Annotated in this window: 21 protein-coding genes; 10 read left to right on the top strand and 11 right to left on the bottom strand. The window is 73.2% G+C overall.

What is annotated here, in order from left to right:
- Nucleotides 1-24: 24 nt before the first annotated feature.
- From VMF51_RS13170 to VMF51_RS13190, 5 genes are all read right to left on the bottom strand, one after another.
- Nucleotides 25-1002, bottom strand: a complete 978-nt coding sequence (locus VMF51_RS13170) for a DUF2332 domain-containing protein (protein WP_325474896.1) — start codon at nt 1000-1002, stop codon at nt 25-27.
- A gap of 2 nt (nt 1003-1004) precedes the next feature.
- The gene (locus VMF51_RS13175; RefSeq protein ID WP_325474897.1) at nt 1005-2462 is read right to left on the bottom strand and encodes an NAD-dependent succinate-semialdehyde dehydrogenase; all 1458 of its coding nucleotides are present in this window, start codon (nt 2460-2462) and stop codon (nt 1005-1007) included.
- A 238-nt stretch (nt 2463-2700) separates the two neighbouring features.
- Nucleotides 2701-4605, bottom strand: a complete 1905-nt coding sequence (locus VMF51_RS13180; protein WP_325474898.1) for a penicillin-binding transpeptidase domain-containing protein — start codon at nt 4603-4605, stop codon at nt 2701-2703.
- Nucleotides 4606-4651: 46 nt separating this feature from the next.
- Nucleotides 4652-5461, bottom strand: coding sequence for an SGNH/GDSL hydrolase family protein (locus VMF51_RS13185; RefSeq protein ID WP_325474899.1), 810 nt, complete (start codon nt 5459-5461; stop codon nt 4652-4654).
- A 136-nt stretch (nt 5462-5597) separates the two neighbouring features.
- The gene (locus VMF51_RS13190; protein WP_325474900.1) at nt 5598-6008 is read right to left on the bottom strand and encodes a MerR family transcriptional regulator; all 411 of its coding nucleotides are present in this window, start codon (nt 6006-6008) and stop codon (nt 5598-5600) included.
- A gap of 54 nt (nt 6009-6062) precedes the next feature.
- Between VMF51_RS13190 and VMF51_RS13195 the strand changes: the two genes are divergently transcribed.
- Nucleotides 6063-6974, top strand: a complete 912-nt coding sequence (locus VMF51_RS13195) for an NAD(P)/FAD-dependent oxidoreductase (protein ID WP_325474901.1) — start codon at nt 6063-6065, stop codon at nt 6972-6974.
- Nucleotides 6975-6978: 4 nt separating this feature from the next.
- Here the strand turns inward: VMF51_RS13195 and VMF51_RS13200 are convergent, their stop codons facing one another.
- Genes VMF51_RS13200 through VMF51_RS13210 form a run of 3 tightly spaced genes read right to left on the bottom strand, consistent with a single transcriptional unit; the run spans nt 6979 to nt 10928 of the window.
- A complete protein-coding gene (locus VMF51_RS13200) occupies nt 6979-8733 on the bottom strand; it encodes a DEAD/DEAH box helicase (protein ID WP_325474902.1) in 1755 nt (584 codons plus the stop codon).
- 58 nt (nt 8734-8791) lie between these two features.
- Entirely contained in the window at nt 8792-10621 is a 1830-nt protein-coding gene (gene glmS / locus VMF51_RS13205) for a glutamine--fructose-6-phosphate transaminase (isomerizing) (RefSeq protein WP_325474903.1), read from the bottom strand.
- 43 nt (nt 10622-10664) lie between these two features.
- Nucleotides 10665-10928: a hypothetical protein gene (locus VMF51_RS13210; protein ID WP_325474904.1), complete on the bottom strand. Its 264-nt coding sequence runs from the start codon at nt 10926-10928 to the stop codon at nt 10665-10667.
- Between the two features lie 311 nt (nt 10929-11239).
- On the opposite strand from VMF51_RS13210, the gene VMF51_RS13215 reads away from it, so the two are divergent.
- The 6 genes from VMF51_RS13215 (at nt 11240) to VMF51_RS13240 (ending at nt 15550) form a co-directional block, all read left to right on the top strand.
- On the top strand, nt 11240-11377 hold the full coding sequence (locus VMF51_RS13215; protein WP_325474905.1) for a hypothetical protein: 138 nt from the start codon (nt 11240-11242) through the stop codon (nt 11375-11377).
- Between the two features lie 160 nt (nt 11378-11537).
- The gene (locus VMF51_RS13220) at nt 11538-12137 is read left to right on the top strand and encodes a YceI family protein (protein WP_325474906.1); all 600 of its coding nucleotides are present in this window, start codon (nt 11538-11540) and stop codon (nt 12135-12137) included.
- Nucleotides 12138-12292: 155 nt separating this feature from the next.
- Complete coding sequence (locus tag VMF51_RS13225) at nt 12293-13195, top strand: GNAT family N-acetyltransferase (RefSeq protein WP_325474907.1); 903 nt, start codon at nt 12293-12295, stop codon at nt 13193-13195.
- Entirely contained in the window at nt 13192-14091 is a 900-nt protein-coding gene (locus VMF51_RS13230; RefSeq protein ID WP_325474908.1) for a GNAT family N-acetyltransferase, read from the top strand. The genes VMF51_RS13225 and VMF51_RS13230 overlap by 4 nt, the downstream gene beginning before the upstream one ends.
- 19 nt (nt 14092-14110) lie before the next feature.
- Nucleotides 14111-15070 carry an LLM class flavin-dependent oxidoreductase gene (locus tag VMF51_RS13235; RefSeq protein WP_325474909.1) on the top strand — a complete coding sequence of 320 codons (960 nt, stop codon included), beginning with the start codon at nt 14111-14113 and terminating at the stop codon, nt 15068-15070.
- Nucleotides 15071-15115: 45 nt separating this feature from the next.
- A complete protein-coding gene (locus VMF51_RS13240) occupies nt 15116-15550 on the top strand; it encodes a universal stress protein (protein WP_325474910.1) in 435 nt (144 codons plus the stop codon).
- Between the two features lie 69 nt (nt 15551-15619).
- On the opposite strand, the gene VMF51_RS13245 is transcribed toward VMF51_RS13240, so the two are convergent.
- Genes VMF51_RS13245 through VMF51_RS13255 form a run of 3 tightly spaced genes read right to left on the bottom strand, consistent with a single transcriptional unit; the run spans nt 15620 to nt 18611 of the window.
- A complete protein-coding gene (locus tag VMF51_RS13245) occupies nt 15620-16243 on the bottom strand; it encodes a hypothetical protein (protein WP_325474911.1) in 624 nt (207 codons plus the stop codon).
- The gene (locus tag VMF51_RS13250; RefSeq protein ID WP_325474912.1) at nt 16240-17400 is read right to left on the bottom strand and encodes an FUSC family protein; all 1161 of its coding nucleotides are present in this window, start codon (nt 17398-17400) and stop codon (nt 16240-16242) included. The genes VMF51_RS13245 and VMF51_RS13250 overlap by 4 nt, the downstream gene beginning before the upstream one ends.
- Entirely contained in the window at nt 17397-18611 is a 1215-nt protein-coding gene (locus VMF51_RS13255) for an acyl-CoA dehydrogenase family protein (RefSeq protein ID WP_325474913.1), read from the bottom strand. The genes VMF51_RS13250 and VMF51_RS13255 overlap by 4 nt, the downstream gene beginning before the upstream one ends.
- Before the next feature lie 88 nt (nt 18612-18699).
- Between VMF51_RS13255 and VMF51_RS13260 the strand changes: the two genes are divergently transcribed.
- The 3 genes from VMF51_RS13260 (at nt 18700) to VMF51_RS13270 (ending at nt 20231) form a co-directional block, all read left to right on the top strand.
- A complete protein-coding gene (locus VMF51_RS13260) occupies nt 18700-19098 on the top strand; it encodes a MerR family transcriptional regulator (protein WP_325474914.1) in 399 nt (132 codons plus the stop codon).
- Nucleotides 19095-19439 (top strand): thioredoxin family protein, encoded by a 345-nt coding sequence (locus tag VMF51_RS13265; RefSeq protein ID WP_325474915.1) that lies wholly within the window; start codon nt 19095-19097, stop codon nt 19437-19439. The genes VMF51_RS13260 and VMF51_RS13265 overlap by 4 nt, the downstream gene beginning before the upstream one ends.
- 114 nt (nt 19440-19553) lie before the next feature.
- Entirely contained in the window at nt 19554-20231 is a 678-nt protein-coding gene (locus VMF51_RS13270; RefSeq protein WP_325474916.1) for a Crp/Fnr family transcriptional regulator, read from the top strand.
- Nucleotides 20232-20287: the final 56 nt, after the last annotated feature.

Consider the following 20287-nt stretch of genomic DNA (forward strand, 5'->3'; position numbering starts at 1 on the left):
CGACAACATGAAGTTAACTTGAAGTCAAGGGAACCAGGTCAACGTCCGTCCGTGGCCGTGCGTCGCCGCCACCGCCTGCCCGTCCACGCCCAGCACGAACCGGCCGCCGGTCGCCCCCGGACCGGTGGCGGTCACCCGGGGCAGGACCTGCGGCGACTCGTTGCTGACCCAGCGGCAGGCCCCGGACGCCACCAGCCCGGTCATCAGGTCGTGGAAGCGCTCGCGGTCCGGGTCGGTCAGGTAGGCGATCACGGCGGTGTGGAACACGACGACCGGCCCGTACGACGCCGCCTCGGCCACCAGGTCGCTCAGCCCGGTCAGCAGGTCGCCCTGGCGCAGGTCGGGCGGGTCCGCACGCGCGATCTCGATCGCGTGCCCGAGCTGCTCGCGGCGCGCGTCCTGCTCCGGCCAGACCAGCGTGGTCAGCCACGCCATCGCGTCGGCGTCGGTGACGTCGAGCGGGTTCAGGTCGATCCCGCCACGCCACGCCACCCGCGGCGGCTCGGCCGGGACCGGCGCCGGTCCCCGGACCCGGCAGCCGAGCGGACGGCCGGTGCCTGCTCGCACGACCCCGGAATCGGTCTCCCACTCGTACGACCAGCGGTCGGGGTAGAGCACCAGCCCCGCACTCGGCCCCACCTCCAGCAGCGCCACCGGCTCGTCGATCCCGAGCGTGGCGAACGCCGGTACCAGGGTGGCCAGCCGGCCCACCTCGTTGGTCTGGGTACGCCGCTCGAGGATCGTCGCGCGGATGGAGCCGTCGTCGCCGAGCAGGGCCGTCCGCAGCGCGTCGTACTCGCCGGGGGCGGGGACGCCGTGCCAGCGCGCGGCCGCGAAGACCAGGTTGGGCTGGGCCTTCCCGGGCGGCAGCGTGTCGAGCCAGGCGAGCACCTCGGGATCCGCGGCCACCGCCGCCGACCAGGCGGCGAAGCACGGCGAGTCCGCGACCGCGTAGCGGCCGAAGTCGTCGTACTGCTCGACGAGGTCGCCGTAGACGTCCACGCTCAGCCCGCCGGGAGCGCGACGTACGTCGTCTCGAGGTACTCCTCGATGCCCTCGAAGCCACCCTCGCGGCCGAACCCGCTGGCCTTCACGCCGCCGAACGGCGCGGCCGGGTTGGAGATCAGGCCGGTGTTGATGCCGACCATCCCGTAGTCGAGACTCTCCGCGAGCCGGATGGTGCGGGCCAGGTCGCGGGTGTAGGCGTACGACGCGAGCCCGTACTCGGTGTCGTTGGCCCGCGCGATCGCCTCCTCCTCGGTCTCGAAGGTGGTGATGGGCGCGACCGGGCCGAAGATCTCCTGGGTGGTGATCTCGCTGTCGACCGGGACGTCGAGCAGCACGGTCGGCGTGAAGAAGTAGCCCGGGCCGTCGGGCGCCGAGCCGCCGGTGACCACCCGCGCGCCGGCGTGGACCGCGTCGGTGACGAGCTGCCCGACCGACTCGACCGCCTTCTCGTCGATCAGCGGGCCCACGTCGATGCCGTCGTCCTGCCCGCGGCCGACCCGCAGGGCGCCCATCCGCGCGCCCAGCTTCTCGGCGAACTCCGCCGCGACCGAGGAGTGCACCAGGAACCGGTTCGCGGCGGTGCAGGCCTCGCCCATGTTGCGCATCTTCGCCACCATCGCGCCGTCGACGGCCGCGTCGAGGTCGGCGTCCTCGAAGACCAGGAAGGGTGCGTTGCCGCCGAGCTCCATGCTCACCCGCTGCAGCTGGTCGGCGGACTGGCGCACCAGCACCTTCCCGACGGTGGTCGAGCCGGTGAAGCTGACCTTGCGCAGCCGGTCGTCGGCCTGCAGCTCCTTGCTCACCGCGGCCGCGTCGGTGGTCGGGACGACGTTGAGGACGCCCGGCGGCAGCCCGGCCTCCTCGAGTACGCCGGCCAGCGCGAGCATCGTCAGCGGCGTGAGCTCGGCCGGCTTGACGACCATCGTGCACCCCGCCGCGATCGCCGGGCCGATCTTGCGGGTGCCCATGGCCAGCGGGAAGTTCCACGGCGTGACGAACAGGCACGGCCCGACCGGCTTCTTGATGGTGAGCAGCCGGCTCCCACCGGCCGGCGCCTGCATCCAGCGGCCGTGGATGCGGACCGCCTCCTCGGCGTACCAGCGGAAGAACTCGTTGCCGTAGGTCACCTCGCCGCGCGCCTCCGCGACCGTCTTGCCCATCTCCAGGCTCATCAGCTCGGCGAAGTCGTCGGCCCGGTCGGCGATCAGCCCGAACGCCGTGCGCAGGATCTCGCCGCGCTCGCGGGGCGCCGTACGCGCCCAGTCGGCCTGGGCCGCCACCGCCGCGTCGAGGGCCTCGACGGCGTCGGCGACCGAGGCGTCGGCGACATCGGTGAGCACGCTGCCGTCGGCGGGGTCGTGCACGTCGAAGCGCCGACCCCCGTCGGCCTCGCGCCACTCGCCGCCGATGAGGAGGTGGCGCTGGTGGGGGGCGAGCAGGTTCAGTCCGGTCATGTCACCCAGCCTGTCACCCGCTCGACTTCGGCAAAACCGGTGACAGGCCCCAGAACGCGTGGAATCCTTTTCGGAGTCGACTTCGGAGGGAGCACTTTGAAGGCGACCGAACCCCTTGCCGACCCCATGCGGCGAGGGGTTCTCCCTTGCCCGGCGGGTACGTCCCCCGCCGCCGGACGAGCACGAGGCGTGGAGCCCGGCCCCATCCGGAGCTCCGCGCCTCGTCGTCGGTAGGCCCCTAGCGAGCCGCTCTGAGGAACGCCTCCAGGATCGGCCCGGCGGTCTGGGAGCCGGACTCGCCGATCTCGACGAACACCGCGACGGCCAGGTCGCCCTGGGCGGCGATCATCCACGCGTGGGTGCGGACCGGGTCGCTGCCGAACTCCGCGGTGCCGGTCTTGGCGATGACCGGGCCGCCCGGCACGTCCGCGAGCGCCCGGCCGCTGCCGGCGGTCACGACCTCGCGCAGCATCGACTTCAGCGCCTTCGCCTCGCCGGGCTTCAGCGGCTGCGCGCCGTCGGGGGCCGTCACTTCGACCGAGCGGACCAGCCGCGGGATCACGAGCTCCCCCTGCTGCACGGACCCGATCACGGTGGCCATCACCATCGGCGAGGCGAGGACGGTGCCCTGACCGATGGTCGCCGCGGCCGCCTCGGTCTTGGAGGTCGCGTCCTTCACGCTGCCGAGGAAGGCCGGGAAGCCGAGGTCGTGGTCGAGACCCATGCCGAGCGAGACCGCTGCGTCGTACAGGCCGGTGTCGCCCAGCCGGTCGGTCTGCGAGATCAGGGCGGTGTTGCAGGAGTTGGCGATCGCCGTACGCAGGGGGATCCGGCCCAGCGCCCCCGACGGGTAGTCGGAGTAGTTCTTGAAGCTCTTGCCGTCGACGACGATCGTCGGGGTGCACGGCACCGGGGTGGCGGGCGTCAGTCCGGCCCGCAGCAGCGCCAGGCTGGTGACCGCCTTGAACGTGGAGCCGGGCGCGAACTGCCCGAACGTCGCCATGTTGTAGCCGTCGGTGCCGGGGCCGTTGGCGGCGGCGACGATCTCGCCGGTGCTCGGACGCAGCGCCACCAGCGCGCTGGCTGGTCGGACGCCGGCCAGCTGGCGCTCGGCCTCCTGCTGGAGGTCGGGGTCGAGGGTGAGCTCGAGGGCGCCGCCCGCCTGCGGATCGACCCGGTGGAGCTCGCGCTCGGCCGCGTCCTCGGCCGCCTCGTCCTCGGTCGCCACGGCGTGGACGACGACGCCCGGCTCGCCCCGGAGCAGGTCGTCGTAGCGGGACTGGAGTCCGGAGAGGCCGGCCTCGTCGCCGGGCCGGTAGGTGTCGGGGTCCTCCTCGACCATCTCGGCCGTGACCTCGCCGACGGTGCCGAGGATCGGTGCGGCGAACTCCCGGGTCGGCCCGAGCGGCAGCTCGTCCTGGACGGCGAGGACGGCCGCCTCGGTCTCGGCCGCGCGAGCGGCCGCCGGCGGGACGTCCTCGGAGCGGTAGGTGATCGCCTCGACGAACGCGGCCTCGCCCGCCTTCTCCACCCGCGCGGAGTACGCCGCCGCGTCGATCTCGACCAGGTCGGCCAGCCGGCGTGCGGCCGCGACCGCCTCCGGCTTCGGGACCGCCGAGCGGTCGATGCCGAGGCGGACGACCGGTCGCAGGGTGACCAGGGTCTTCCCCTCGGCCCCGGTGATGTCGCCTCGACGAGCGGCGATCGTGGTCGCGTCGAGCACCTCGCCGTCGGTCAGCGACGGCTCGACGACCGCCGGGGACCAGACGACCCTCCACTCGTCGTCGACCAGCTCCAGCGGCGCCTCCGAGGTGTACTCCCAGGGCGCAGCGCCGACCGGCCAGGACCAGGCCAGGGTGGCGGTCGAGGCGCCGTCGGAGGCCGACGCCACGTCGTCGAGGGTCACGGTGGGCTCCAGGTCGCCCAGGCCCTCGACCACCGCGGCGTAGGCCGCCGTCGCCTCGGCGGCGGTGGTGCCCGAGAACGTCACCGCGCTCAGGTCCCCGCCGGCCAGGCCGGTCGCGAGGTCGGCCGCGGCCTGGTCCGGCTCGGGGTCGGAGAGGCGGCCCGAGACCTGGTCGCACGAGCTGAGCAGCCCGGCGACGAGCAGGACGGCGGCCGGGACCTGGAGGGGTGGGCGCATGGCGTCCCTTCTACCAGCCCGCACCGACCGACCCGCACGGCAGCGGTCACCGCAGCAGCGGGCGCACCAGCGGCAGCAGACCCCGGGCGTGCCCGGCCCGGTTGGGGTGGTAGCTCTCCCCGACCGGGAACGACAGCCCGTTGAGCCAGGCCGGACGGTCGCACACCGCGTGCCCGCGGAACCTCCGCCCGGGTGAGGCGAAGGCGAACCCGGCGTCCCGGGCCGCCCGCCCGATCCGCGCGTCGAGCAGGTCGGCCGTCCGGTTCAGCCGCTGCTGCTCCCGGCGACTGAACCAGGTCCCGGGATCGCAGTCGGTGCCGGAGAAGATCCGCGGGTAGCCGACCACGACGACCGTCGCGCGCGGCGCCCGGGCGCGGACGGCGGCGTACAGCCTGCGGAGCATGCCGGGCAGGAGGTCGCGGACCACCGCCTGTGCCCGGTCGACGGCGGCACCGCAGTCGGCCAGCCACCACGGCGTCGCACAGGTGGTCAACACCCGGGAGAAGCCGACGTCGTTGCCGCCGACCGAGAGGGTGACGTAGCGGGTGCGGGCGCTCAGTGCCCCGAGCTGGGTGCTCCGGACGTGGGCGATCGTCGCGCCCGAGCACGCCCGGAAGCGCAGGGCGTACCTGCGCGCGTCGGCCAGCAGCACGGGATAGGCGTCCGGCGAACGCAGGCAGTCGCTGCCGTCCTCGCGGTAGCGGCCGTTGCCGACGCCCGAGGCGTAGGAGTCGCCGAGCGCGACGTAGCTCGGCCGTGTCGGCCGGTCGGGCGGCGCCGCGGTCGCCGAGGCGACCGGCACGGTGGCGAGCAGCACGCCGAGGGCGAGCCCGAGGGTGGTGAGGAGTCTGCGCACGAGCGACCTCCGCGGTCCGGATGCGGCCACCCCGATGCGGCCGACGGAGCATCACCGAAGCACCCGGCGGGGACGTCCGCCACCGGCCTTCCGGCGCCTGTGGAGGGGAGCGTGGACCGGGTGTCGCGAGCGGTCGCTACGCGACCGAGCCGACCATGTCGGCGACGAACCGCTGGAAGTTCGGGCACGTGGCGACGTCGTGCGCGCGGCAGCTCAGCGCGTGCAGCGTCATCTCGCGGGAGCGCTCCATCTCGGCCATCCGGCGGTCGAGGTCGTCGACGTGGGCCTGCAGCACCCGGTGCCGGTCGACGGCCTCGGCGTCGAGGAGCACGGCGATCTGTTCCAGGCTCATGCCGGAGTCCTTGCTCCGCACGATGACCGCGACCCGGGAGAGGTCGTCCACGCCGTACCGACGGCGGCCCGCCCCGTCGCGCGCCGGCCGCAGCAGGCCGACGTCCTCCCAGTGGCGCAGCACGTGCGTCGCGAGGCCGAACTTGGCGGCCACGTCCCCCACGGACCAGGGGGTCTCGTCCGGACTTGACTTCATGTCAACATGAAGTCACATGCTCGTCGTCAAGACAAGTCGACGACGGGAGACGACATGGAGAACAACCTCGACGCGGTCGTGATCGGCGGCGGACCCGCCGGCCTGCAGGCCGCCCTGACCCTCGGCCGGATGCACCGCTCGGTGGTGCTGCTGGACTCGGGCGCGTACCGCAACGCGCCGGTCGAGCACCTGCACAACTTCGCGACCCACGACGGCCGGGACCCGGCCGAGTTCCGGGCACTCGCGCGGGCCGACCTGGCGGCGTACTCGACCGTCTCGGTGCGCGAGGTCGCCGCGACCTCCGTGGCGGCCGCGGACGGCGGCTTCACCGTCGAGCTCGCCGACGGATCCGTGCTGGCGGGGCGGCGACTGGTGCTCGCCACCGGGGTGCGCGACACCCTGCCCGACAAGCCGGGCCTGACCGAGCTGTTCGGCACGGTCGCGGCGCACTGCCCGTTCTGCCACGGCCACGAGTACGCCGGCGGGCACATCGCGCTCCTCGGCGCCGGACCGCACGCGGAGCGGCTGGCCGGGATGCTGGGGCCGATCGCGGGCCGGCTGACCGTGCTCACCGACGGCGTACCCGTCGAGGCGGCACTCGCCGACACCCTGTCGCGGGCCGGCGTGACCGTGCAGACCGAGCCGGTCACCGGCTTCTGCCGCAGCGCCAGCGGCGCCACCGTGTCGTTCACCGACGGGCCGACCGAGGAGGTGGCCGGGCTGTTCGTCACCACCGCCTTCGCCCAGTCGGCACCCTTCGCCGAGCAGCTGGGTCTGGAGCTGCTGCCGTCCGGCTGCGTGCGGGTCGACGAGTTCCAGCGCACCAGCCTCCCCGGCGTCTACGCCGCCGGCGACCTGGCCCATCTCGAGGCGCTGCCCATGCCGATGTCGGCGGTGCTCACCTCGGCGGCCGCCGGGCTGGTCGCCGCCAGCGCGGTGGTGCAGGACCTGGTGCTGGCGGGGTAGTCCCTCAGTGGCTCTTGTGGCGCGGCTTCCGCTCGGGCCGGTCGCCGCGGCCGTCGTACGACGACCGCCCGCCGCCGCGCGGACCCTGGTCGCGCTGGAGCTCGATCAGCTTGCCGGAGATCCGGGTGCCGGAGAGCGCGCTGAAGACCTCGCTCGACAGGTCGGCCGGGAGTTCGACGAGGGAGAAGTCGGGGCGGATCTGGATCTGGCCGAAGTCGGCGCGGCGCAGGCCGCCCTCGTTGGCGATGGCGCCGACGATCTGGCGGGGCTCGACCTTGTGGCGCTTGCCGACGTTGATCCGGTACATCGCCATCGGGACGTCGCTGCGCGAGCCGCGGCGCTCCCGGCTGCCCGAGCGCTCGGGCCGGTCGCGCTCCTCGAAGCGGGGCTCGCGGATCGGCTTCTCGGCGGCCGGGTCGAGGAGCAGCGGCTCGTCGCCCTGCGCGACGACCGCGAGGGCGGCGGCGACGTCGGCCTCGGGCACGTCGTGGTGGCGGACGTAGTGGCCGATGATGTCGCGGAACCGCTCGATCCGGGACGTCTGCTGCAGCGCGGCGGTGATCTGCTCGTCGAACCGGTTGAGCCGGGTGACGTTGACGTCCTCGGGGCTCGGCAGCTGCATCTGGGTCAGCGGCTGGCGGGTGGCCTTCTCGATGTGCTTGAGCAGGTAGCGCTCGCGCGGCGTCACGAAGGAGATGGCGTCGCCGCTGCGGCCGGCGCGGCCGGTGCGGCCGATGCGGTGCACGTAGGACTCGGTGTCGGTGGGGATGTCGTAGTTGACGACGTGGCTGATCCGCTCGACGTCGAGGCCCCGGGCGGCGACGTCGGTGGCGACCAGGATGTCGAGCTTGGCCGCCTTCAGCTGGTTGACGGTCCGCTCGCGCTGGGCCTGCGCGACGTCGCCGTTGATCGCGGCCGCGCTGAAACCACGGGCCCGCAGTTTCTCCGCCAGCGACTCGGTCTCGCTCTTGGTGCGGACGAAGACGATCATCCCCTCGAAGTTCTCCACCTCGAGGATGCGCGTGAGCGCGTCGACCTTCTGCGGGTAGCTCACCATCAGGTAGCGCTGGGTGATGTTCGCCGCGGTCGCCGTCTTGTTCTTGACGGTGATCTCCTGCGCGTCACGCAGGTACTTCTTGGAGATCCGGCGGATCTGCGCCGGCATCGTCGCCGAGAACAGCGCGACGTTCTTCTCCTCCGGGGTGCTGGCCAGGATCGTCTCGACGTCCTCCGCGAAGCCCATGTTGAGCATCTCGTCGGCCTCGTCGAGCACCAGGAAGCGCAGCTGCGACAGGTCGAGGGTGCCCTTGTCGAGGTGGTCCATGATCCGGCCCGGCGTCCCGACGACGATGTGCACGCCGCGGCGCAGCGCGGAGAGCTGCACGCCGTACGCCTGGCCGCCGTACACGGGCAGCACGTGGACGCCCTTGAGGTGGGCGGCGTACTTCTCGAACGCCTCGCACACCTGGAGCGCGAGCTCGCGGGTGGGCGCGAGGACCAGCGCCTGCGGCGACTTCTGGCGTACGTCGAGCCGCGACAGGATCGGCAGCGCGAAGGCGGCCGTCTTGCCGGTGCCCGTCTGCGCCAGGCCCACGACGTCGCGACCGGCCAGCAGCGGCGGGATGGTCGCCGCCTGGATGGCCGACGGGGTCTCGTACCCGACGTCCTTGAGCGCCTTGAGGACCGCGTCGTCCAGTCCCAGGTCCGCGAAGGTGGTCTGCTGGGCGTCGGTCTCGGCTGCTTGGTCCTCGGTGCTCACCCGTCAACGGTAGTGGTATGGGCCGCAGCCGCCACCTTCGTCGTCGCGGTGGGCTGGGTCACTCGACCGTCACGGACTTGGCCAGGTTGCGCGGCTTGTCGATGTCGAGCCCCAGGCGCAGCGCGGCGTGGTAGGCCAGCAGCTGCAGGGGGATCGTCAGCAGGATGGGGTCCAGCTCGCGCTCGTTGCGGGGCACGTCGATGCGTACGGCGTCGAGCTCGCCGAGGTCGACGTCCTCGTGGGTCACGACGACCAGCGGGCCGCGGCGGGCCGCGATCTCGTGCATCGCGCCGACGTTGCGGTCGGTGAGCTCGTCGGTCGGCACCAGCGCGACGGTCGGCACCGACTCGTCGATCAGCGCCAGCGGGCCGTGCTTGAGCTCGGAGGTCTGGTAGGCCTCGGCATGGCGGTAGGTGATCTCCTTGAACTTCTGCGCCCCCTCGCGGGCGACGGGGAAGCCGCGCACCCGGCCGATGAAGAACAGGCTGTCGGCCTCGGCCAGCCGGGCGGCCGCCTCGGCGAGCTCGTCCTCGCGCTCCAGGAGCTCGGCGATCTGCTCGGGGAGCCGGTTCAGGCCGGCGATCAGCCGCTTGCCGTCGGCGATCGAGAGGTCGCGGACACGCCCGAGCTGGAGGGCGAGCAGCGCGAACCCGAGGAACATGTTGGTCAGCGCCTTGGTCGAGGCGACCGCGACCTCCGGCCCGGCGTGCAGGTAGATGCCGCCGTCGCACTCGCGGGCGATCGCGCTGCCGACGACGTTGACCAGGCCGATCACCCGGCCGCCCTTGCGCCGGATCTCCTGCACGGCGAGCAGGGTGTCGATGGTCTCGCCGGACTGGCTGACGGCGACGTACAAGGTGTCCGGCTCGATGATCGGGTTGCGGTAGCGGAACTCGCTGGCCGCCTCCGCGTCCGCGGGGATCCGCGCGAGCTCCTCGACCAGCGAGGCCCCCATCTGGCCGACGTAGTACGCCGACCCGCAGCCGAGGATCTTCACGCGCCGGATCGCCCGGGTCTCGCGCGCGTCCATGTTGAGGCCGCCGAGGTGGGCGGTGCCGAACCGCTCGTCGAGCCGCCCGCGCAGCACCCGCTCGGTCGAACGCGGCTGCTCGTGGATCTCGCGGTGCATGAACGAGCCGCCCTCGTCGCCCGCGTCGTACGCCGACGGGTCGATGTCGATCGTCTGCGCCCGGTTGGCGGTCGCGGTGAGGTCCTGGCGGTACGTCGTGAAGCCGGTCGCCGTCAGCGTCGCCATCTCACCGTCGTCGAGGTGCGCGACCGTCGTCGTGTAGCGGACGAGGGCGGCGAGGTCGGAGGCGACGTGCATCTCCTTGTCGCCGACGCCGATGATCAGCGGGCTGCCGTTGCGGGCGACGACGATCCGGTCGGGGAAGTCGGCGTGCACGACGGCGACGCCGTACGTCCCCTCGATCAGGGCGAGCGCGTCGGCGACCCGGCCCTCCAGGGTGTCGGACTCCGAGCGGGCGATGAGGTGGGCGAGCACCTCGGTGTCGGTGTCGCTCACGAGGTCGACGCCGTCGTCGGCGAGCAGCCGGCGCAGGGTCGAGGCGTTGTCGATGATGCCGTTGTGGACGACGGCCACGTCGCGCTTGGCGTCGGTGTGCGGGTGCGCGTTGGCGTCGGTCGCCGGGCCGTGGGTCGCCCAGCGGGTGTGGCCGATGCCGACCCGGCCGGAGAACCGCTTGGGCAGCCCCTCGGTGAGGTCGCGGACCCGGCCGGCCTGCTTGGCCACCTTCAGCGCGGAGCCGGACGCGCCGAGCACGGCGACGCCGGCGGAGTCGTACCCCCGGTGCTCCAGGCGGGTCAGGCCCTCCAGGAGCAGGTGCCCGGCCTGCTGGGTGCCGATGTAGCCGACGATGCCGCACATCTCAGATGTCCTCTCACGATGGGATGGGTGCCGCAGCCGTCCGTCATCCGTAGACGATGCGGCGCAGTTGGCGCTCGGTGAGCCGCGGCGCGCCGACGACGCGATCGGCGAGCTCGGCCGAGATCTTCGGGAAGATCTCCGGGTTCTTCGCGCCGTACGTCTTCAGCTCGGCGTGCCGGCGCCGTACCAGCTCCTCGACCGGCTCGGCGTGGAACGCGACGACGTCCTCGACCACACGCACCGCCTCGGCGGCGGTGAGCCCGGTCGTCCCCACCAGGTGGGCGACCAGGTCCGGATCGGCGGGCATGGGGAGACGATGACGCCCCCGGCCGTCCACTGGCAACTTCCTGCCCGATATCGGGCAGGAACTTCCCCCATCTGGATGACCCAGGCTCGCTGCGCCGTTCACCGACCCGTCGATCGTGCGTCAACACGCCGCGATTTCAGCCGATTGTCTGACGGGTCGGCATCCCCCGTGAGCCAGGTGGAGGGGATGGGTCACCTGGGCGGGCGCAGGGGGGTCCCGGTGGAGGGGCGCGCGCGATCTGAGCCGAATTCTGGCGGTCCGGGTGGGGATCGGCTATCTTTGGTGAACGGAAGATGAACAGGAGGTGTCCCATGACGGAATCAACGGTGACCGGCGAGCTGGAGATGCGCTGGATCTCGGTGGTCGACCGCGACGGTCGGTCCCGCATGGAGGCGCGTTGGCAGGTCGTCGGCGAGGCCGCCGCGTCCGCCGCCCCCCACGCCGCCTGACGACCCACGCCAGTACGCCGACGAGGCCGTCCTCCCACCCGGGAGGACGGCCTCGTCGCACGTCCGGAGAAAAAACTTCCGGCGTTCGGGAAGAAACCGGATGGCGGTCCGGTTCAAGTGGTTGAATCTTCTACGATCCCCACCGACCAGGAGCGACACCATGAGCATCTTCTCCCGCAAGCCCGCCGCCGAGCCGACCTTCGACGCCGCCACCACGGCCCTCGACGACATCTCCGGCGACTACACCATCGACCCGTCGCACAGCCGGATCGGCTTCAGCGCCCGCCACGCGATGGTCACCACCGTCCGCGGCGCGTTCAAGGAGTTCGAGGGCACCGCGCACATCGACGCCGCGAACCCGTCCGCCTCCTCGGTCTCGCTCACCATCAAGACCGCCAGCATCGACACCGGCTCCGCCGACCGCGACGGCCACCTCGCCTCGGCGGACTTCTTCGACGCCGCGGTCAACCCGGAGATCACCTTCCGCTCCACCGAGGTCAGCAAGGTGGACGACGACACCTGGGCCATCACCGGCGACCTGACCATCAAGGGCGCGACCAAGCCGGTCACCATCGCCTTCGACGAGACCGGCTCCGCGCAGGACCCGTTCGGCAACGTGCGCGTCGGCTTCGAGGGCGCGACCGCGGTCAACCGCAAGGACTGGGACCTCACCTGGAACGCCGCGCTCGAGACCGGCGGCGTCCTCGTCTCCGAGAAGGTCAAGCTCGAGTTCGACATCTCGGCCATCAAGAACGCCTGATCCCCGCACCTGCCACTCGGCAGGTGGACAGCCGGCGGCCCGGTCCCCGTGGACCCGGGCCGTCGGCGTCTCCGCACCATCGGCTCGTCGTACGCCGACCTGAGCGCCCGGAAAAGCCCGCGCATCCCGGAGCGGGCGTCCCCCACACTGGCGCCATGTCCGCGCCCCCGCTCCCCGACGGGCTCATCGCCCGGCCGCTCGTGCTCGCCGACGCCCGCGCGGTCTTCGAGCTGGTCGCCGCCCAGGAGCTCGCCGACGTCGGCGCGGTGGTGATCGAGGAGGCGGACGTCGTCTCCGACTGGAGCCGTCCCTCGTTCGACCTCGCCTCCAGCGCACTCGGCGTCGTCGACGGCGACCGGTTGGTCGGCTACGTCGCCATCGACCGGCACGAGCGCGGCGACGCCGCCGTCCACCCCGACCACCGCGGACGCGGGATCGGCACCTGGCTCGCCCACCGGATGCAGGAGCTCGCCCGCGCCCAGGGCTGGCGCGTCGTGGGTACGCCGACGCCGGCGGGCTCGCCGGGCGACCGGCTCCTCGAACAGCGCGGCTACCGGATCCGCTGGACCAGCTGGGTCCTCGAGCTCCCGCCGGGCCGCACGATCGCCGACCGCCCGCTCCCCGAGGGGTACGCCGTCCGCGCGGCGCGCGAGGACGAGTACCCGGCCTGCTGGACCGTCCTCGAGGACGCGTTCCTGGAGTGGACGGAGCGCGGCCGGGAGCCGTACGACGACTTCGCCGCCGCGGTGCTGCACCGGCCCGGGTTCGAGCCCTGGCAGCTGCGCGTGGTGACCGACCCCGCCGGCGAGGTCGTCGCCGCCGCGGTCCTGCACGTCAACGAGGAGTACGGGTTCGTCGACCGGCTCGCCACCCGGCGCGACCGGCGCGGCCGCGGCCTCGCGCAGTGCCTGCTCGCCGACACCTTCCGCGAGGCCCGCGCCCACGGCACCTCCCGATCGGAGCTCTCCACCGACTCGCGCACCGGAGCGCTCGGCCTCTACGAGAAGGTCGGCATGGAGGTCACCTCCACCTGGGTGCACCGCGCGGTGGACCTGTGATCGCGGGGCTCCCGGACGGCCTGACCGCCCGTCCGCTCACCCTCGACGACGCCCCGGCCGTGCACGCCGTGGTCGCCGCCGAGGAGGTCGTCGACCTCGGCGCCGCGGAGCTGACGCTCGAGGACGTGCAGGCCGACTGGGCGCGGCCGTCGTACGACGTCGCGGCGAGCACCGTCGGCGTCCTCGACGGCGCCGACCTGGTGGCGTACGGCGACCTCAGCGGCCCGGGCATCGCCTACGCGGCCGTGCTGCCGTCGTACCAGGGCCGCGGCATCGGGACGGCGATCGCCCGCTGGCTGCAGGCACGGGGTCGCGAGCGCGGCTACGCCTCGATCGGCGCGCAGGTCCCCGAGGGGAGCGCGGCGGACCGGCTCCTCGCCGACCTCGGGTACGCCGCCCGCTGGACCGCCTGGGACCTCGAGCTGCCACCCGGCGCGGAGGTCGCGGCGCGCCCGCTGCCGACGGGGTACGCGATCCGGGACGCGAGCGAGGCCGACCGGGTCGCGGTCTGGACGCTGGTCGAGGACGCGTTCGGCGAGTGGGCCGACCGGGAGCGCACGACGTTCGAGGACTTCGGCGCCCGGGTCTGGGGGCGGCCGGGCTCCGCACCGTGGAACCTCCGGCTGCTGCTCGATCCGGCCGGGGAGCCGGTCGGGGCCGTGCACGTCCACCTCGCGGGCGACGCCGGCTACGTCGCGCGGCTCGCCGTCCGTCCCGACCATCGCGGGCGCGGGCTGGCCCCGGCCCTGCTGGTCGACGCGTTCGTGCTGGCCCGGGCGTACGGCGCCGAGCGCTGCTACCTCTCGACCGACACCCGCTCCGGCGCGCGCGGGCTCTACGAGCGGGTCGGCATGGTGGTCGCCTCGACCTGGGTCCATCGCGCCATGAATCTGTAACTTGTTCTAGTCTGCGCGGATGGGCACCACCTTCGTCACCCGCTACGACCTCCGCGCGCCCGGCGCGACCCCCGAGGAGCGCCAGGAGCTGTTCGGCCGCTCCGTCGAGCAGGCGGCGTACGTCGACCGGCACGGCCACGACGCGATCATGGTCTCCGAGCACCACGCGGCCGAGGACGGCTACCTGCCGAGCCCGCTGCTGGTCGCCTCGGCATTCGCGGCGGTGACCGAGCGGGTGCCGATCACGGTCTCGGCGCTGCTGGTCAACCTCTACGAGCCGGTCCGGCTGGCCGAGGACCTCGCCGTGCTCGACCTGCTCTCGAAGGGGCGGGTCAGCTACACGTTGGGGCTGGGCTACCGCCCCGTCGAGTACGAGCTCTACGACCGGTCCTGGACGACGCGGGGTCGCGAGATCGAGGAGCGGATCGCCCGGGTCCTGGAGCTGTGGCGGACCGGCGCCACCACGCCGGGTCCGTACTCCCAGCCGCACCCGTTCCTCTTCTACGGCGGCGGCTCGCCCGCCGCCGCGCGCCGGGCCGCCCGGCTGGGCCTGAACTTCCAGCCCCAGCACGGCGACCCCGCCCTGAAGGAGGAGTACGACGCCACCTGCCGCTCGCTGGGCCGCGAGCCCGGCTTCGTGCTGCGCGCCCCGGCCGAGGGACCGGCCAACGTGTTCTGCGCCGACGACCCCGAGGAGTTCTGGGAGCGCTACGGCCATCACCTGCTGGCCGACGCGACGGCGTACCAGGAATGGCACGGCGAGGCGGGCTCGTACGTCGTCGACGGCTCGCGCACCGTCGAGGAGATGCGGGAGGCCGGGGTCTACCTGGTCGTCACCCCCGACGAGCTCGTCGACCGGTGCCGCACGGGGCTGCGGCTGGTCACCAGCCACCCCGCCTGCGGCGGGCTGCCCGCCGAGCCGTCGTGGGCGAGCCTGCGCGCGATCAGCGAGGTCGTGCTGCCGGCCGTCCGGAGCTGACGTCTGGTCGCGCCGCGGTCGGCGCGAACCCCTAGAGTTGCGATCGTGACGAAGACACTGGTCTGCGGAGTCGACAACAGCCCCACGGCGGCCGCAGCGGCACGGAAGGCGGCCGAGCTCGCGACGGCCCTCGGCGCCCAGCTCCACCTGGTCTCGGCCTACGGCAAGCTCGAGGCCGAGACGGTCGAGGTCGGCTCGGACAGGTTCCTGGTGACCAACGAGATGGAGGCCGACCGGATCACCGGCGCCATCACGGTGGACCTGCACCGGGACTTCCCCGGGCTGGAGATCAGCACCTGGTCGGGCAGCGGTCGCCCCGGCGAGGCCCTGGTGCGCGCCGCCGAGCGGCTCGACGCCGACCTGATCGTCGTGGGCAACAAGCGCGTGCAGGGCATCGCCCGCGTCCTCGGCAGCATCGCCCGCGACGTCGCCGCGCACGCGCCGTGCGACGTCTACATCGCGCACACGCACCCGGCCTGAGGGGTAGCGCGGATTCCCCGGTGGACCGGGGAATCCTGACGTTCTCAGCCGAAGTTTCGGGCCAGAACGTCAGGGTCCGGCCGAGGAGTCCACGACCGTGGTCACCACGTCGGTGACCGCGGGCCGGCGCGGCGTGGAGGAGAACCCGAAGCGCGGGGGTGGGTCGACGGGCGCGAGCGTGCCCAGGTCGAGGCCGTCGAAGGATCCGGTGGCGCGCGAGATGCGGCGTACGCCGGTCGCGCCGTAGTACTCCCGCCTCCCGCCACCGGCGCTGCCGCGGGTCCGTACGCCGCGCAGCACCAGCCGTGCGACCGGGTCGGTCACCGTGCACCACCACGGCGCCTCGGCGAGCCGCGACGGGACCAGGCGCAGCAGCCGTCCGAGCGCGGTCGGCGCACCGAGCTCCACGACGAGGGCGAGGGACTCCGAGCGGACCGTCCACGCGTCGGCGCCGGCGACGACCGAGAAGAGCTCGACCCGCACCTCGTCGAAGGAGTACGTCGACGCGACGAACTCCGCGACCTCGGAGGAGGGCGCGAGCAGCACCCGGCGACCGGCGGCCGTCTCGACCATCGCGTCCGCGAACCCGCCGTACGGCGACTCCGACCAGCGGCCGACCACGACCCGGACCCCCGAGGTCGTGCCGACGCCGGCGATCGCCCCGCGGAAGCGAGTCCGGCCAGGCGCGGTCACGGCCGACCCCGGCGGCCCAGCAGGCCGCGCCGGCGTAGCCGCGCGAACGGCAGGGGCGGCTGGGCGAGCGGGTTCCGGTCGGCGACCTCCTCCATCGCGTCGACCAGGTTGCGCAGGTTCACCACGAGGCTCCCGTAGACCGGCCACAGCCGCGGCGCCGGCCGGGTCTCGCCGAGCTCGTCGACGAGCCGGTCGAGGTCGGTCCAGACGGCCAGCATCTCCTCGCGGTCGGAGCCGAGGAGGCCCTCGCCCGCGCGGCGCAGCGCGGCGGCGTACGACGTGCGGAACCGCGGCTGCCACTCGGGCTCGTAGAGCTGGTCGTAGGAGCAGGTCCGCGCCAGGCTGCGGATCTCGGCCAGCGCCTGCTCCATGCGCCGCAGCACCTGCACCCACTCCCGGGGGTCGCGGAGCTCGCCGGCACCGCGGCGCGGGTTCATCAGCGCGCTCTCCCGCGCCTGCCGGACCAGCGACCAGGCCCGGTCCAGGTCTTCGTCGAGGTCACGGCTCCGCTCGACCCAGTCGTCGACCTCGCCGGCCTTGAACCCGCGCTCGAACCCGCCGGCCATGTCGACCAGGAGCTGCCCGATCCGGTTGTCGAGGGCGTCCAGCGCGGAGATCGCGGCGCGCCGCCGCAGCGGCGGCCAGACCACGGCGTTGACGACGAGGCCGACGCCGATGCCGATCGCGGTGTCGAGCAGGCGGTCGACGAGGACGAGGCCGTCGTCGGAGTAGCCGGTGGTGAGCACGATCAGCGCCGTCGCGGCGACCGTCGTGCCCTCGTCGTGGAACCATCCGATCGCGCCGATGACCAGTCCGGCACCGACGGCCACCCCGACGGCGAGCGGGTCCAGCCCCAGCGCCCATCCGGCCAGCCAGGCGACCACGACACCGGCGACCGCGGCCACCACCTGCCGCACACCCTGGGAGAAGGTGCGGTAGACGGTCGCGTGGACCACCAGCAGCGCCGACCACGGGGCCAGGAAGGACTGCGAGAGGTCCAGCACGTGGGTGGCCAGGACCCACGCGACCACCGCGGCCACGACGGTCTTGACCAGCTGGACGACGTCGGTCCACACGACCGGGTCGTGCCAGCGGCCCCGACGGAGCCCGGGCCGCTGCGTCGTCGTACCGGTCGAGCCGGCCGAACCCACGGTCACCGGATCGGCGCCCCCGAGATCGTCCGGGCGATCACGAGCCGCTGGATCTCCGAGGTGCCCTCGAAGATGGTGTAGATCCGCGCGTCGCGCGCCCACCGCTCGACGGGGTACTCGCGCGTGAAGCCGTTGCCGCCGAGGATCTGCATCGCCTGACCGGTCACCTTCACCGCCGTCTCCGCCGCGAACAGCTTGGACATCGAGCCCTCCGCCGCGTCGAAGGACTTCCCTTGGGTAGCCATCCAGGCCGCCCGCCACACCAGCAGCCGCGCGGCGTCGATGGACGTCCTCATGTCGGCGAGTGCGAAGGCGATCGCCTGGTTCTCGATGATCGCCTTGCCGAACTGCTCGCGGGTCTTGGCGTAGTCGAGCGCGACCTCGTACGCCGCCCGCGCGATGCCGACCGCCTGCGCGCCGACCGCCGGCCGGGTGCGCTCGAAGGTCGCCATGCTCGCGTTGCCGCGACCGGCGCCGCCTTCCCGCGCTCGGGCGAGCCGGGCGTCGAGCCTCTCCTTGCCGCCGAGCAGGCAGCGACCGGGCACCCGGACCGCGTCCAGGACCACCTCGGCGGTGTGCGAGGCGCGGATGCCGTGCTTGGCGAACTTCTGGCCCTGGCTGAGCCCCTTCGTGCCCGGGGGTACGACGAAGCTCGCCTGGCCGCGGGTGCGCAGGTCGGGGTCGACGACCGCGGTCACGACGTGGACGTCGGCGATCCCGCCGTTGGTCGCCCAGGTCTTGGTGCCGGTGAGCACCCACTCGTCGGTCGCCTCGTCGTACACCGCGCGGGTGCGCATCGCGCCGACGTCGGAGCCGGCGTCGGGCTCGGAGGAGCAGAAGGCGCCGAGCTTGAGGTCGCCCGGGGCGCCGTACATCTCGGGGACCCACTCGCCGACCTGCTCGTCGGTGCCGTTGGCCCGGACGGCGGCCGCGGCGAGCGACGTGCCGACGATGGACAGGCCGATGCCCGCGTCACCCCAGAAGAGCTCCTCCATGGTGATCGGGAAGCCGAGCCCGGTCCCGTCGAAGGCCTGCGTGGCGATGAAGTCGAAGGAGTAGATGCCGACCTTGGCCGCCTCCTCGACGACCGGCCAGGGGAACTCCTCCCGCTCGTCCCACTCCGCCGCGGCGGGGCGGATCACGTCGGCGGCGAAGGTGTGCAGCCACTGCTGCAGCTCGAGGTGGTCGGGACCGAGCTCGAAGGAGGGCGTCGTCACGCGATCGACCCTACTCACGGGAATCGCGCCCGTGGGCTTGACCTTGACCCTGGGGGCAGGGACGAGGCTCGGGGGCGAGGAGGTCGGGATGAGGATCGGCGAGGTGGCCCGCAGGGCCGGCGTGAGCGTCAAGGCGGTGCGCTACTACGAGTCGCTCGGGCTGGTGCGCGCCGCGCGGTTGCCCAACGGCTACCGCGAGTACGACGACGCGCACGTGCACCGGATCCGGGAGATCCGGACGCTCGGCGAGCTCGGCATCACCGCCGAGCGGACCCGCCCGTTCCTGGACTGCCTCGACGCCGGCGGCTCGTCCGGCGACGACTGCCCGGCCTCGCTCGACACCTACCGCGAGGCGATCGCCGACATGACGGACCGGATCGCCCGGCTGAGCACCCGGCGCGACCTGCTCGCCGAACGTCTCGCGGCCGCCACCGCTCGCGCCGTACCCACCCCGCGGTGCGAGCTCGTCCCCGAGGAGAGCCGATGACCCACCCGACCGCCACGACCGGATTCCCCGCCGTCACCGACGCGAGCTTCGCCACCGAGGTGCTGGCCTCGTCCACGCCGGTGCTCGTCGACGTCTGGGCCGCCTGGTGCGGCCCCTGCCACCAGCTCGCCCCCGTCCTGGCCGACGTCGCCGCCGAGCTCGGCGACCGGCTCCGCGTGGTCACCCTGGACGCCGACGCGCACCCCGCGACCGCCGCCGCCCTGAAGGTCCTGGGACTGCCGACGATGAAGGTGTTCCGCGACGGCGAGGAGATCGGCGCGATCGTCGGCAGCCGGCCCCGCCGCGCCCTGCTCGAGCAGGTGGAGCGGATCCTCGGCTGAGCGACGTGTCCGATCTCATCCCCGGGGAAGTCGCGCCGAGAGCATCGGATGTCCGAGAATTGTTGACTCCCAACCCGATTGCCTTCGATGGGCACGGAGTCCGAAGGAGCGACGGTGTCCGAGCTCAGCACCGCCCTGCACGATCTCGCGGGTGCCGACCCGGCCGCCGCCGACGAGCTGCTCGCCCTGATGCACCGGGTGCACCTGCGGCGCGGTGGCGTGCTGTTCTCCCAGGGCGACCCCGGCGCCTCGATGTACGTCGTGGCCGAGGGCAGCCTGAAGGTCACCCGCTCGGCCTCGCAGGACCGGCCCACGATGCTGGCCGTCCTCGGCCCGGGCGACGTGCTCGGCGAGATGTCGCTGCTCGACGCCTCCGACCGCGACGCGACCGTGACGGCGGTGGCGCCCACGACGCTGCTCGAGCTGTCGCGCTCGCGCTTCGACGAGGAGATCGGCCGCCGTCCCGACCTGGTGCGTGCCCTGCTCTCCCACCTGGCCCGCCGGCTGCGCGCGTCCAACGACACCATCGCCGACCTCGTCTTCGCCGACGTCCCGGCGCGGGTCGCGCGGATGGTGCTCAAGCTCGGCGAGCGCTTCGGCGTACCTGCCGAGGACGGGGCGCTCGTCGTGGAGCACCGGCTCACCCAGTCCGAGCTCGCCCAGCTCGTCGGGTCGGCCCGGGAGACGGTCAACAAGGCACTCGCCCGGTTCGCCTCGGAGGGCCTGATCGACGTGCAGCAGCGGGTGATCACGATCCGCGACGCCGAGCGGCTGCGCGCGTTCGCGTCCTGACCTGACATCTGTCACGGGTTTCTGCTGATCTCCGGCACTGCCGGAGGACCGCCGGC

Origin of the sequence: Nocardioides sp. (assembly GCF_035503875.1) — a bacterium.
Classification (GTDB): Bacteria; Actinomycetota; Actinomycetes; order Propionibacteriales; family Nocardioidaceae; genus Nocardioides.